Origin of the sequence: Roseivivax halotolerans (genome assembly GCF_900115815.1) — a bacterium.
GTDB lineage: Bacteria > Pseudomonadota > Alphaproteobacteria > Rhodobacterales > Rhodobacteraceae > Roseivivax > Roseivivax halotolerans.
In genome coordinates, this window is the sequence record NZ_FOXV01000001.1 from 76822 (window position 1) to 90419 (window position 13598).

A 13598-nucleotide genomic window follows, 5' to 3' on the forward strand; every position below is an offset into this window, starting at 1 on the left:
AACCTGCCTCGGACACGCACGTTGTTTGGGCGTTCAGAATACAGCCGGAGTGTAGGGCTCCGGCCAGGAATCGAAGGTAGTCAGCCAGTTGTCAGGCTGAGGGGCCACGGCAGCTGGTGCCTTCGAAGCGCAAGGGTCGCATCCCGCCGGTGCGGCCCTTGTTGCGTTCCAGATCAGGACGCTTTGAGCAAATCCCGCACGATCGGCTGCTTTCGCGGCTTCGTGGAGAGAGACATCAGCAGCGCGGCAAGATCCGCCTCGGCCACCCGCTTTGCGGCCTGTTTCGGTGTGAACCAGCGGCGCTTACGCTCGTCACGCTCTTTCCAGCGACGCTTCAGACGTTCGACGATCATCGGGTAGACCCGTACGTGGCAGGGCACGATGCTGCCGTCGTCCATCACCTTGGCATATCGATACATCCCGATTGCGTCGTTGCCGATATGACCCAGAACGCCAGCCTCTTCGAGCGCTTCGATCTCCGCCGCACGCCAGGGCTTTTTGCCGTCCATCTCCCAGCCCTTCGGCATGACCCAGCGACCGGAGTCGCGGGAGGTCACCATCAGGACTTCGACACTGCCATCTTTCTTGAACTTCAAGGGGAGTGCCGCGATCTGCTCACCGATACAGGGCATCTTTTCACCGTGCCTTCCACAGCTTCAAAGCTAGTGATCTGAAGGCTAATCGTCAACTTTTCCTGACAAATCCGGCTGTAAATCGAGGCCGCATCCGTGGTTGAGCGCCGCGAGAAAAGGCGCTGGGGTCAGCACGTCGCGCTCGCGGGCTGGATCGAGACTGAACGGCGTATAGCCGCCAAAGCTCCAGCGCCACGCCGAACCGTCCCAGATCAACAGCGCTTCGCCTCCTGGTCCTTCGCAGAACGCGCCCCTCGGCAGATCGAATGGCCGGACCCGGGCCCGCGGCGCGTCGCTCGTCCGTGCCGCATGCAGGAGCATGTCCATGTCGGCGGCGCGCGGCGCAGGGCCAAGCTCAGGGAAGGCCCGCGCCATTGCGGCGCGGAAGCGAAGAAACGCAACGCGGCGGCATTCCGCGCAAGGACGATGCCCTGCCGCGATCGCCACGGCCTCATCGGAAAAGAAAAGCTCGGTATAGCTCTGCTTGGCCATGACCTCGCGATGCCGCTCCTTGAAGTCGAGAACACATGAGATCCACGCCTTCCCGCGCCAGCGCGCTTTGCCGAGACGCTTGTCCGGCCCGTGCAACCTGCCGCGATTCCCCATCAGCCGACCGCGCGCAGGAGCGGCAACGATCTCGCCCCACGGCGTCACTCGATTCTGCAGGGTCACCTGGCACCTCCACTCAAAAAGCCGCCCCGGAAGTAAGCTGCGTCAGACGTCCGAGACAGATCTCATCCTCGGCGTAGCCGACTTGGGACCATGACCGAGGCTCGAATGGCGAAGCGACCGTGGAACCGCTGACCACCTCGCGTGCCTGCCGGCGCGACCCCGGCCCTCTTGATTCAAAATGAGCCGGTTCTTGTCGAGAGAGACACCCCTGAGAGGAGGCCGCTTAGCCCTTCGTTAGCAAGTCGCATGGTAGCGAACCTTCGGCACGTATTGAACGAATACAGGAAGGGCGCCATGCAGCCACATACCGCAAGCCTGAACGTGGGTGGAATCGGGCAGGCCCATGAGCGGCTTTCCGGCACCCCGATCAATTGGCCGGAGCCAGACGGCATAGACGCAGCTGGCCTTCAATTGCTGATTTCTGCTGTGCGCTCCGGCCATGCCATACCCGAGCGGATTCTGCTTGCCGACGATGTGAAGCAGCAGGCAACGCGCCTTTGCATTGGATGGCCTCCTCAACTGCCTGCCAAAACCGTCCCGGAGGCCGCACCATGACGCGCACGGTTCTCGTCGTGGACGATTCTCCATCCGTCAGGCAAATGATGGCAAACACGCTGAAGGGGGCCGGTTTCGTGGTTGTGACGGCCGCCGACGGGCAGGAAGCGCTCGACGTCTGCGGTCGACTTCGTCCTGATGCAGTGGTCACCGACCAGAACATGCCGCGGCTGGACGGAATCGGCTTTTGCCGCGCGTTCCGGACGACGCCGCAGAACCTCGGCGTCCCGATCATATTCCTGTCGACGGAAAGCGAAGACGCCATAAAGCAGAAGGCGCGGGCTGCCGGCGCCATCGGCTGGATGATCAAGCCCTTCGACCAGGCAAAGCTGCTTGCAGTGATCAACCGGGTGCTCGGCGCATGACTGACGAAGAGCCGAATGCCATCTTTCGCAACGAGGCGGAAACTCTGGTCGAGACACTAGAAGAGCGATTGCTGCGGTTGGAAGCAACGCCGGGCGACGCCGACCTGATCGATGCAGTCTTCCGCGATCTACATACGCTCAAAGGCTCCGGCGCCATGTTCGGGCGGCACGACGTTGCCAATTTCTTGCACGGGTTCGAAACGGCGTTCGAGGCTGTCCGTGAGGGCCGCGCGAAGGTGAACGAGCAGTTGATCGCGATCAGCTTGGCCGCGAAGGATCACATTGCCAATCTGCTGTCGAAGCCCGGTGCCGATGGCGGCGATGCCATACTCAACCAACTTGCGGTCTATCTGGAGGGCACCCCGCAAACGCCGCAGGACAGCCGCCTCTGGCACCTAACCTTCAAACTTGCACCGGATACGCTCGCGCTCGGCGGACGGCCAGAAGCGATCATCGACGACCTCCGCAGTCTCGGCTTCCGCGATATCCGCGCGCTTTTAGGGGATGTCCCGCCGCTTTCGAAGATCGACCCGGAACGTCTCTATATCTCATGGGAGGCGTGGATCGATCGGGACATCGGCCGTGACGAGATCCTGACGGCCTTTCTGTTCCACGAGGACGGGCTCGAACTCACGTTGGCGCCGCCCATCGAGGAGGCGACTGCGCGCGATCTCGAGGATCCGAAGCCTGACTCCACACGCAGTCCAGCAAACGGACGCGGCGGCGCGCTCATGCGCGTTCCTGCGGAACGGCTCGACGAAATGATGGACAGGGTGGGCGAACTGGTGATCGCAGAGGCGAGGCTGCGCGAAGCCGCGGCGCGCATAGGCGAGAGCGGTCTCTCCTCGATCGTCGAGGACATCAGCCGCCTCACATCCGGCATGCGCGAGACCACGATGTCCGTACGCATGACGCCCATCTCTGCGATTACCGGCCGATTCCGGCGCCTCGCGCACGATCTGGCAGGGAAATTGGGGCGGCATTTCGACTTCGTGATCGAAGGAGAAAAGACCGAACTCGACAAGACCGTCGTCGAGCGGCTGGCAGAGCCGCTCATGCACATCATTCGAAACGCCGCCGATCACGGCTTGGAGGATCCATCGCTCCGCAGCGCTGCCGGAAAGCCCGCGACTGGGACGATCCGCCTCGAGGCGCGCTACGCCGGGGCCGAGGTGCTGATCTCTCTGTCGGATGACGGTCGGGGGCTTGATCGCGAAGCGATCCGGATGCGCGCCGTTGAACGCGGGCTCATAGCCAGCAGCGCCACTTTGTCCGACGAAGAGATCTTCGGCCTGATCTTCGAGCCAGGCTTCTCGACGGCCGCCGAAGTCACGGATCTTTCAGGTCGTGGGGTGGGCATGGATGTCGTGCGGCGGACCATCGACGAACTGCGCGGCACCGTGGAGGTGTCCAGCGAACCTGGCTATGGCACCTCTGTCAGCCTGCGCCTGCCCTTGACGCTCGCGATCATCGACGGGCTGCTCGTCGACTTGGCGGGTGAACGGTTTGTCCTGCCGCTTGCGGCAGTGCTGGAGATCGTCGAACTGCCGGCGGAACACGGGCATCCAACCAGCCGCAATGCCTTCCTCGACATCCGAGACACGCTGGTGCCCTTCCTGCGTCTGCGCGACCTGCTCGAGAGTCCGGGTGAGCCCGCCCCGTTCCAGAAGGTCATCGTGGTGTCCAGTGCCGACGGCCGGGTCGGGCTGGTCGTCGACCGGATCATCGGGTCGAACCAGACCGTCATCAAACAGCTCTCGCCACTGCATTCGGGGCTCAAGCTGTTCTCAGGCGCCACGATCCTCGGCGACGGCGGCGTGGCGCTGATCCTCGACATTCCCCAGCTCGTTCATCGCGGGCGCTGCCTTGCAGAACGCGCGCAGGAGGCCGCATGACGATTCATCCCGAAGACACCGACGGCAACGTCGATCTGGTCACCTTCCGGCTCGGCGGAGAGATCTGCGCCGTACCCGCTTCCCAGCTGCGCGAGGTGCTTGAGCCGGTCGCGATGATGCGCGTTCCCGGTGCGGCGGAGTTCGTCGCGGGTCTCATAAACGTACGTGGGACGGTCGTGCCGCTCTCGGACCTGCGCGTGCCTCTCGGGATGCCGCGCGAGCCTGCCGGCGAACACGCTCGGATCATGGTCATGGACATCCCGGTGTCGGGCCAGTCCTGCGTCGTCGGGATCCTCGCCGATGCCGTGCACGAGGTGACCCGTCTCGACCCCGAGAAATGCGAGCAGGTGCCGACAGTCGGCGCACGCTGGCCTCAGCGCTTCGTCAGCGCTGTCGGGCGCTGGAAGGGCGATCTCGTCACGCTGCCCGATCTTGCCACGATCTTCGAAGATTTCCTGGACGGTTTCGACGGCCGGACAACACTCACTGGCGCCAGGCGCGCCACCAAGATCCAAGAACCGGAGAGAGCCTGATGCGCTTCACGATCAAGTTGAAACTGACCTCGGTCTTCATTGTCCTCATCGGCGGCTCAGCCCTGATAACGCTGATCGCGCTGTCGGACCTCAGCACGTTGAGTGGCCGCCTGAACGCCATCGTGTCGACCGATGCGGAACGTGTGCGGCTGGCAGGGAACCTCGCAAGCGACCTTGTGCGTAACCAGCGTGACCTTCGGAACCACATCCTTGCGGACGCCACGGCGGCGAAAAGGGAGATCGAGCAGTCCATCGCTGACCGGCGCGTCGCTCATGACGCGAACTTCGAGAAGTTGAAGACGATCGCGACAGAAGAGGGCCGCCAGGTGCTCGAAGCGTATCTTGAGCTGCTCACCGCGTTCCGGGAGACGGCCGACCAGGCGATGAAGCTCTCTATCGTGGACAATCAGGCCGAGGCCGTCAGACTCGCCGAAGAGGATGGCCGTGCGCTCTGGCTGCAATTGGAGGAAAAACTGGAAGCGGTTATCGAGAACAATCGGGTATTGATGACCGAAGCCGGTGACGGCGCTGCCGAGACCTATATCGAAGCCCGCAACACCATCATCGCCCTGATGGGCATCGCCGCCCTCATCGGCATCGTCGCGGCCACCTGGATCACGCTCAGCATTTCGAGGTGGCTCGCGAACGGGGTCAGGCTCGCGCGCCAGGTCGGTGCAGGAGATCTGCGCGAAACTGCCGACCTCCGCGGCAACGACGAGGTCAGCGATCTGGTCGGCGCGTTGAACGAGATGGTCGAGAGACTGCGCGGGATCGTGGCCGAGGTTGGCTCCAACGCGGGCAACGTCTCTGCCGGGGCGAGCGAGATGGCCTCCACGTCGGAACAGCTGAGCCAGGGCGCGACCGAACAGGCGAGCTCTACCGAGGAGGCGTCCAGCTCCATGGAGCAAATGGCCTCGAACATCCGGCAGACGGCGGAAAACGCCGCGCAGACCGAGGAGATGGCCCGCAAATCCGCAGCCGATGCCGAGGCCTCCGGCACGGCAGTGTCTGACGCGGTCGTCGCAATGAAGACCATCGCCGAGCGCATCATGGTCGTTCAGGAGATCGCCCGGCAGACCGATCTTCTCGCGCTGAATGCCGCGGTCGAGGCCGCGCGAGCCGGCGAACACGGACGCGGCTTCGCGGTGGTCGCTTCCGAAGTCCGCAAGCTCGCCGAACGCAGCCAGACGGCGGCCGGCGAGATTGGAGCGCTCTCGGGCGATACAGTGCGCGCCGCGGAGCAGGCGGGCAAGATGCTCGGCGATCTCGTGCCCAACATCGAACGGACGGCGAAGCTTGTGAGCGATATCTCCGGCGCCAGCCAGGAACTCGCCACCGGCGCCGACCAGGTCAACATGGCGATACAACAGCTCGACAAGGTCACCCAGGAAAACACGTCCGCCTCTGAGGAGCTGTCCTCTACAGCCGAAGAACTCGCCTCGCAGGCTGAACAGCTCCGCGCGGCCATCGCCTTTTTCCGGGTGTCCGGCGAGGCCGCCGCCCAGCCTATGCCGGTCGCAGCGCCCGCAGCGAAGGCGCGAAAGGGAAAGGGCGGCGGCTTCGCCTTCGACCTGTCCACGCTTGAAGACGACCTCGACGCCGATTTCGTCCGCCGCGGCAAGGTCGCCTGAGCGGTGGATGCCGAAGTGAGCATGGCAGCTTCCGAGAGAACCGGCGTGGTGCTGACTTTCGGCCTTGCGGATGCGCTTTTTGCGCTGCCAGTGGCGCCTGTCGTGGAAATACTTGACGCGCAGCCAGTTGCACCACTTCCGAATGCGCCGGCGCATCTGCTTGGCCTGATCGACCGGCGCGGTGTCTCGGTTCCGGTGGTGGATCTGCGGCTGCTGATGGGCATGCCGCCGCGTGCTGACGATCCTGATACGCGGATTGTCGTGCTGCGCCCCGACGCGGAGGAAGCCTCGCACATCGTCGGGCTGCGGCTGGATCGCGTGTTCGAGGTGACGGAGCTTGATCATGCAGAAAGTGCGCCGCTGCCCGAGGCAGGTCTGCTCGGTTGGGACGAGGCAATGGTCTCGGGCATCGGCCGGCGCAACGGCGCCTTCATCTCCGTCCTTCGCCTGATGGGGCTTTTCGAAGCGAGCCTCAAGCAGGGTGAAACCCCTGTGATGTCCGCGACATGAGGGATCTTCTGCCCGAAAGAGCCACATCAACGCGGGCGTCCGGGCTGATCGAGCGCTTCCGCTCCATCATGGAGACCCGGACCGGGATAAAGCTGCCCGCGTCCAAGGCGCTGATGATCGAGTCGCGGTTCCGCAGGCGCATGACCGAAGGGGGCTACCGCTCGCTGGACGAGTATCTCGAGTTCCTGCTCGACCAAGGCGGACTGGCGCGGGAGATGCCCGAGATTATCGACGCGCTCACGACGAATAAGACCGATTTCTTTCGCGAGGCGGCGCATTATCGATACCTCGTACAGCGGATCGTGCCCGAAAAGCTCGCGAAATCGCGCACGCCCGTCCGCTTCCGTCTCTGGAGCGCCGCGGCCTCCACCGGAGCCGAAGCATGGTCCGCCGCCATACTCTTGGCCGATGCGGCCCGGAAGGAGCCGCGACTATCCTGGGCAATATACGGGACGGACATTTCCGGCCGGGTGATCGCGATAGCCCGGAGGGCGATCTACACCGATGCCGAACTCGCTCCCGTTCCACCGGAACTCGCACGCGATTATCTCATGTCGGGAAAGGGGCCACGGGGCGAGACGCTTGGCCGGATCGTACCGGAAGTACGCGCCCATGTCCGGTTCGAGACGATGAACCTGATGGATCGGCCCTACCCGGTGGAGCACGATCTCGACGTCGTCATGCTGCGCAACGTTCTCATCTATTTCGAGCCGGAGGTTCAGGCGCGCGTAACGGCGGAATGCAGCCGCCATTTGAAGACCGGCGGCTATCTTATCGTCGGCCATTCGGAGTCCATGACAGTCGGCCATCTGAATCTGGTGCAGGTCGCACCTGGAATTTTCAGGAAGGAGGACGCTCTCTGATGGCGCCGATCCGCGTCTTCATCGTCGACGACAGCGCATCCGTCCGGCGCGCGCTCTCGGATCTTCTGGGCGGTGATCCCGGCATTGTTGTCGTGGGCACGGCCACCGATCCGTTCGACGCCGCATCGAAGATGCGCGCCGAATTGCCCGATGTCCTGCTCCTCGACCTCGAGCTGCCGCGTATGGACGGGCTCACCTTCCTGCGAAAGATCATGGCACAGCATCCGCTCCCGGTCGTCATTTGCTCGAGCCACACTGAATCCGGCTCGCGTGCCTCACTGAAAGCGCTGGAGATCGGAGCCTGCGACGTCATCGGGAAACCGGACCTGTCGACCCGTGCGGCCCGCGAGGAGGCGCAGGTCCTGCTCTGCGACGTCGTGCGCGCCGCCGCCCAGATCCGCAGCCGGACGGGCCCGGGGCGGAATGCCGGTCGCGGTGGCAAGACGGCCGGGCCTTTTTCGGCCGGCCCCAAGCTGACGGCGGACGCGATGCTGCCACCGCTGCTGCCAGGACACAGGGCACCCGCCAATATGCAGAGGATGATCGCCATCGGCGCGTCAACTGGAGGGACCGAGGCGCTGGCGCGTCTCCTGCCCGGACTGGCCCCGGATATGCCCCCGGTGGTGATCGTGCAGCATATGCCCGAGAAATTCACGACCGCCTTTGCCGCCCGCCTCGACGGCCTGTGTTCGGTCCAGGTGCGCGAGGCGCGGGACGGCGACCGCGCCGAAGTCGGGACAGTCCTCGTCGCGCCGGGGAACAGGCACCTTCTGGTGCAGCGCCAAGGACGGGGGTACCGGATCGAGATCCGCGAAGGTCCGCAGGTCTCACGCCACAGGCCCTCAGTCGATGTCCTTTTCCGGTCGGTCGCTTCTGCATCGGGCGGCGCGGCGATCGGGTGCCTCATGACCGGCATGGGGGACGACGGCGCGCGCGGTCTCTCCGAGATGCGCGGCGTCGGCGCGCGGACCTTGATCCAGGATGAAGCGAGTTCGGTCGTCTGGGGCATGCCGGGGGAAGCTCACAAGCTCGGCGCCGCCGAACAGATCGTGCCGCTTAATCGCTTGGCCGTCGAGCTTCGGCGGCTCAGTTTCGAGAAAGGCGCGGCATGAGCCTTGAGGATGCGCGACGATACCTGTCCTCCACCCGGTTGCGGGCCCTTCTCGCCGTGATCGAGACAGTGTTCGAGGATGCATCGGCCTGTCTTTTCGCGGCGCAGGCCGAAATAGTCGGTGTGGCGTCAACGGTCGAGACGATCGAGGCTGCCACCGGGCCGGCAGGACAGGAACGTCTTCTGGCGGATACGGAAACGGCGCGTATGCACGTCAACCGTGTCGCCGGCAGGTTCGACTACCTTGCACAGACAGGGTGCGAGCTTGGACAACAAGCCATGGACCTCCAAAGGCTGTTGTCCGATCAGGCCGGAGACCTTCGCATGGCGAGCATCTTGGCGATCCAATCTCGGGTCGTGAGCGTCAGCGTGGTCGACCATGCGGAAACTCTCTCACGATTTTCAGACACGGCGCGGCATCTGTTGTCCCACGCGGAAACGATATTTGCAGAGCTTCGGACCACGCTCCTGAAGAACGAAGAGGTCCTGAAGGCGACAAGCTTGAAGCTTCAGGAAATGCATCGTCGCGCTCTTGCACTGACCGAGCAAGCAGACCGGATGAGCGCGCTGGTCCGGCGCGTTTCCGAGGAACGCGTCATCGCGGAGCTCGCGGCAGGCACGCGTGGCGCGGTCGGTGCGACCGATCGAGCGCTTGAGGCGGCGATCCCGCGGTTGCAAGCCGGAGACACGTTCCGGCAACGCATCGAGCATGTGGCCGCAATTGTCGAGATCGCCGACGCTTCAGAGAAGCAGCTCGAGTGCCGCCTTGGCGATCTTGCTGCCCTGCAACTGGCTTCGGCGGCCGAAACGGTGCGGAGCGAGATAGCATCTACGCTGTCTGCCTTCTCTGACATCTCGGATTATCGCTCAGCCTGTTTCGCGCAACTGCGTGATCTTGCAGCTTCCGAGAAGATGAAAGCTCTCGTCGATATATCCGGCTTGGCACGCGACTTCGTTTCAGGGCTCGAGGGCCTGGAGACTGACCGGACCCACCTTGGCAGCGGTATGGCGGCCGTTGCCGCGCGCTATGCGGAAGCAAGCAAAAAGACGGAAGAGCTGGCGGAAATCCAGGAGCAGATGCATCTTTTGGGTGTCAACGCGACACTGGTCGCCGGGCGCGCGGGAGAAGATGGCTTCGCCATGATGGAGATTGCCCGACAATTGCGCGATGCCACGACCGCGATCGGCCAGCGCACGCGAATGATCGCAGAAAAAATGCACCTCCAGCAGCTCGCCGCTGAGCTGTTCAACACGCCGGGCGAAATACCGGCCGATGCCGACAGCGTTGAGGCAGTTTGCGTCATCACGCGTCACTCAGACAATTTGAGCGACGCTCTTCACCGTGCAATGCAGATCGCCCAATCCAGCGGCACCTCTGAAATCGACGAGGCGGTCAAGCTTCTGACAGACTTCGTTTCGAATGAAATCATCCGTCTAAACCTTCCGCCGACCCCACCGCGATTCGCGATTGCACCGGAAGACTTGGGGGCCGTCGACGAGATCAGATCACTCTATACCATGGCGTCAGAGCGCGACTTGCATGATCACGTCATCGGTCAATCGCTGAGCCTCATCGAAGATTCGACGAAACCGTCCGAGGATGCTGTGCTCGAGGATGTCTTCTTCGCGTAGGATCTTCCGCTGGCGGTCATCTTCGCGTCTCGGCCGGATATGCGTTCTGAAACGTGTTTCTTCAGCTTTGGAGGAGCGCGCGCGAACCAGATCAGAGCGCGTCATGAAGCATCTGCGGCAAAAACCAGGCAAATCGCCCTGCAAAGCAAGGCAACCACGTCTGAAGCGAACTCGTCCGCAAGACCGAGACCGCCAGAAATGGTCCGTTACATGACATCGAGGGGGAAAGTGGCGGACCGAGGAGGATTCGAACCCCCGACCCCCTGATTCGTAGTCAGGTACTCTATCCAGCTGAGCTATCGGTCCGTGTCCGGGCGATCTATCCGGCGTGCCCAGCGATTGCAAGAGCCGCTTGAGGGAAATTTCTACCGCAGCTCAGTAGTCGCCCATCGGCAGGCAAATGCGGAAGAGTGTGCCGTCTGTGTCCGACCGCACCAGTTCCAGCGTGCCGCCATGCCCCTTTACCAGCTCGGACACGATGGCGAGGCCCAAGCCTACGCCGCCCTTGCGCGCGCTGCCCTGAAACGCCTGAAACAGGAATTCCTTCGCCTTGGGCGGCAAACCCGGGCCGGTGTCGCAGACCTCGATGACCCAGTCGGCCTCGCCCGACCGGGCAGAAACCGCGATCTCTCCCGGCTGGCCGCTCCCGGCGATGGCCTGCCGGGCGTTCCGAACCAGATTCGAGATCATGCGATGCACCTGCTCGGGATCGCCCCGAATGGAGAAACTGGCCGGAACATCCGCCGACAGCGAGACATCGTCGTCACCGATGGCAAGCCGTTCGGCCTCGAACACATCCTCGACGAGTTCGGCGAGGTTGAAGCGGGTCATCGTCGGGGAGGGTTCCTCGGCACGGCCGAAGGCGAGCGTGCTCTCGCAAAGGCTCACCGCGCGCTGGATCGAATTCACGAGCTTGGGTGCCATGCGTTTGACTGTCGGGTCCTCCGACGCTTCGATCCGGTCCGTGAAAAGTTGCGCCGACGTCAGGATGTTGCGCAAATCGTGGCTGACCCGTGCCACCGCGCCGCCGAGCTGTGCCAGACGCTCTTTCTGCCGCAAGGATTGCGTGAGCTGCGTTTGAAGCGATTGCAGCGCCTCTTGGGCCTCCCGCACCTCCGTCACGCGCGATGTCGGCTGGATGATCCGGCGGGTATCTTCCGGCGAGGCCGCATAGGCCTGCATGTTCCGCACAACCGATTTGATCGTCTTCACCAAGAGCTGGCGCACCGCGATGAACAACAGGCCCGCCGTGATGACGGAGATCACCAACGACAGAAACAGGATGCGCACACCATATTCTATCATCTCGGCGCGGAGCTCGGTCGTGTCCATCGTCACTTCGATGAGAAGCCCCGCCTCGCGCGAAGGACTGCCTATGACACGCACGAGCGCGGGCTCGGGGTCGAGGAGTCGCTTCACCGCATCCATGATCAGCATCGGCGGGCCAGCTTCGCGCAGATCGTAGGTCTTCTCGATCTCGCCCGGCATCGGCGAGGACAGGACGAGCTGCCGCGCCGCATCGCGCCTCAGGACGATGTTGAAGACACCCGCGTTCAGCAACAGCTCTTCCTCGAGATCGCGATCGATCATGTCGTCGGCCAGAAGCGCGAGCGAGGCGATCTGCGCCCGCTCGAGCCGATCGAAGAGGTAATCCTGGCGGAAACGGGCAATGGACGGGAAGAAGATAAACACTTCCGCCAGCATCACGAACAGCACCGTGAGTATCAGAAATCGACCGGATAGCGTTCGCAGCATGAAGTTTGGCGGGCCCTCGAAAGATCAGGGCAGGTAGCGCTGCACCAGACGGACCACACGCTTGACTGCCGACGAGTCGAACAACTTGGGGGAAAAGTAGGCTCCGGCCACCCTTTTGTTAAGCTCTCCATATGTCGGATACGGCGAAACCATGTTGGTGACCGCTTTCATCTTCACGCCATTGGCGATGGCAAAGGCCCAGAAATTGATATGCTCGCCCGCCTGGTGACCCACGATCGACGCGCCGACAGGCTTGCCACCCGACACCATCACCTTGACGAACCCGTCGGTCAGCCGTTCGGCCTGCGCGCGATCATTTCCGTCGTAGTCGAAGCGCACGACGTCGAGCTTCGGTCCGTGCCGTTTGCGCGCCTGAGCTTCGGTGAGGCCGACCTGCGCGAGCTCGGGCTCGATATAGGTCACCCAAGGCAGATGCGCTGTCTTCGCCTTTGCCGGCAGGCCGAAAAGCGCGGATTGGACGACAACGCCCGCGTGGTAACCCGCGACATGGGTGAATTGCAGCCCGCCGGCGGCATCGCCGATCGCGTAGACCCGCTTGTTCGTCGTGCGGAGCCGGTCGTCGACTTTCACACCGGTCCTGGTGGTCTTGATCCCGGCTGTCTCCAGGTCGAGCCCGTCCGTATTGGCCCGCCGCCCGACCGCGACCAGAAGGTGCGAGCCCTTGAAGACGCGGCCATCCTCGGCCTCGACCTCGATCGCGCCTGCGGCGCCGCGCACCTTGGCGGCCTTGGTGTTCTCCTCGATCACGAGCCCTTCGCCGCGCAGCCGCTCGAGCGCGATGGCGGCGAGTTCGGAATCATCCTTGCCGAGCGCTTTCTCGCCCTCAAGCACCGTCACCTCGGAGCCGAGACGCCGATGCGCTTGCGCCATCTCCATGCCGATCGGTCCGCCGCCGATCACGATGAGATGCGCGGGCTTCTCACGCAGATCCCAAAGAGATTCGTTCGTCAGGTAGGGCACCTCCTCGAGGCCCGGAATGGGCGGCACGAAAGGGCTCGAGCCGGTTGCGATGACGATCCGCCGCGCGGTGATCCGGGTGTCCCCTGCCTCGACCGTATCCTCGGAGACAAAACGGCCGTTTTCGCGGATGACGCGCACGCCGAACCCCTCGAACCGCTCCTGGCTGTCATGGGGCGCGATATTCGCGATGACGCCGTGCACATGGTCCTTGACCGCCGCGTAGTCGATCTCCGGCTCGGCAGAACCGATGCCGTAGGTCGCCGCGTGACGCATCTCGTGGGCGATCTTGCCCGCCTTGATGATCGCTTTCGAGGGAACGCAGCCGTAGTTCAGGCAATCGCCGCCCATCTTGTGCCGCTCCAGCAGCGTGACATCCGCGCCCATTTGCGCCGCACCCGCCGCGACGGAAAGACCGCCGGAGCCTGCGCCGATCACCAGAAGATCTGTCTTGATTGAGTTCATC

The 13598-nt window shown here is 63.6% G+C and carries 14 protein-coding genes and 1 tRNA gene; 9 read left to right on the forward strand and 6 right to left on the reverse strand.

Going from position 1 to position 13598, the window contains the following annotated elements; all coding sequences use genetic code 11:
* Positions 1-173 precede the first annotated feature (173 nt).
* Together BM171_RS00390 and BM171_RS00395 are read right to left on the reverse strand one after the other, a co-directional pair.
* The gene (locus BM171_RS00390) at positions 174-632 is read right to left on the reverse strand and encodes an NUDIX hydrolase (protein WP_093008825.1); all 459 of its coding nucleotides are present in this window, start codon (positions 630-632) and stop codon (positions 174-176) included.
* A 45-nt stretch (positions 633-677) separates the two neighbouring features.
* Positions 678-1304: a hypothetical protein gene (locus tag BM171_RS00395; RefSeq protein ID WP_093008826.1), complete on the reverse strand. Its 627-nt coding sequence runs from the start codon at positions 1302-1304 to the stop codon at positions 678-680.
* 294 nt (positions 1305-1598) lie between these two features.
* Here BM171_RS00395 and BM171_RS00400 point away from each other — a divergent pair, with 294 nt between their 5' ends.
* From BM171_RS00400 to BM171_RS00435, 8 genes are read left to right on the forward strand one after another with little or no spacing between them, the layout of a single operon-like run.
* The gene (locus BM171_RS00400) at positions 1599-1859 is read left to right on the forward strand and encodes a hypothetical protein (RefSeq protein ID WP_139218650.1); all 261 of its coding nucleotides are present in this window, start codon (positions 1599-1601) and stop codon (positions 1857-1859) included.
* Positions 1856-2224, forward strand: coding sequence for a response regulator (locus tag BM171_RS00405; protein ID WP_093008828.1), 369 nt, complete (start codon positions 1856-1858; stop codon positions 2222-2224). The genes BM171_RS00400 and BM171_RS00405 overlap by 4 nt, the downstream gene beginning before the upstream one ends.
* Positions 2221-4119 carry a chemotaxis protein CheA gene (locus BM171_RS00410; RefSeq protein WP_093008829.1) on the forward strand — a complete coding sequence of 633 codons (1899 nt, stop codon included), beginning with the start codon at positions 2221-2223 and terminating at the stop codon, positions 4117-4119. Before BM171_RS00405 ends, BM171_RS00410 begins: the two co-directional genes overlap by 4 nt.
* On the forward strand, positions 4116-4652 hold the full coding sequence (locus BM171_RS00415; RefSeq protein ID WP_093008830.1) for a chemotaxis protein CheW: 537 nt from the start codon (positions 4116-4118) through the stop codon (positions 4650-4652). The genes BM171_RS00410 and BM171_RS00415 overlap by 4 nt, the downstream gene beginning before the upstream one ends.
* Positions 4652-6283 carry a methyl-accepting chemotaxis protein gene (locus BM171_RS00420; RefSeq protein ID WP_093008831.1) on the forward strand — a complete coding sequence of 544 codons (1632 nt, stop codon included), beginning with the start codon at positions 4652-4654 and terminating at the stop codon, positions 6281-6283. Before BM171_RS00415 ends, BM171_RS00420 begins: the two co-directional genes overlap by 1 nt.
* Before the next feature lie 21 nt (positions 6284-6304).
* Positions 6305-6793 (forward strand): chemotaxis protein CheW, encoded by a 489-nt coding sequence (locus BM171_RS00425; RefSeq protein ID WP_093009247.1) that lies wholly within the window; start codon positions 6305-6307, stop codon positions 6791-6793.
* Positions 6790-7656, forward strand: a complete 867-nt coding sequence (locus BM171_RS00430) for a CheR family methyltransferase (RefSeq protein WP_093008832.1) — start codon at positions 6790-6792, stop codon at positions 7654-7656. Before BM171_RS00425 ends, BM171_RS00430 begins: the two co-directional genes overlap by 4 nt.
* Positions 7656-8768, forward strand: coding sequence for a protein-glutamate methylesterase/protein-glutamine glutaminase (locus BM171_RS00435; protein ID WP_093008833.1), 1113 nt, complete (start codon positions 7656-7658; stop codon positions 8766-8768). The genes BM171_RS00430 and BM171_RS00435 overlap by 1 nt, the downstream gene beginning before the upstream one ends.
* 128 nt (positions 8769-8896) lie before the next feature.
* Here BM171_RS00435 and BM171_RS18815 read toward each other — a convergent pair whose 3' ends face one another.
* Positions 8897-9148 carry a hypothetical protein gene (locus BM171_RS18815; protein ID WP_175497462.1) on the reverse strand — a complete coding sequence of 84 codons (252 nt, stop codon included), beginning with the start codon at positions 9146-9148 and terminating at the stop codon, positions 8897-8899.
* Positions 9149-9268: 120 nt separating this feature from the next.
* Between BM171_RS18815 and BM171_RS00440 the strand changes: the two genes are divergently transcribed.
* Positions 9269-10399 (forward strand): hypothetical protein, encoded by a 1131-nt coding sequence (locus BM171_RS00440; RefSeq protein WP_175497463.1) that lies wholly within the window; start codon positions 9269-9271, stop codon positions 10397-10399.
* Between the two features lie 229 nt (positions 10400-10628).
* On the opposite strand, the gene BM171_RS00445 is transcribed toward BM171_RS00440, so the two are convergent.
* The 3 genes from BM171_RS00445 to BM171_RS00455 form a co-directional block, all read right to left on the reverse strand.
* Positions 10629-10705, reverse strand: a tRNA-Arg gene (locus tag BM171_RS00445).
* Positions 10706-10774: 69 nt separating this feature from the next.
* Positions 10775-12154, reverse strand: a complete 1380-nt coding sequence (locus BM171_RS00450) for a sensor histidine kinase (protein ID WP_093008835.1) — start codon at positions 12152-12154, stop codon at positions 10775-10777.
* 24 nt (positions 12155-12178) lie between these two features.
* On the reverse strand, positions 12179-13597 hold the full coding sequence (locus tag BM171_RS00455) for a dihydrolipoyl dehydrogenase family protein (RefSeq protein ID WP_093008836.1): 1419 nt from the start codon (positions 13595-13597) through the stop codon (positions 12179-12181).
* Between the last annotated feature and the right edge of the window lies 1 nt (position 13598).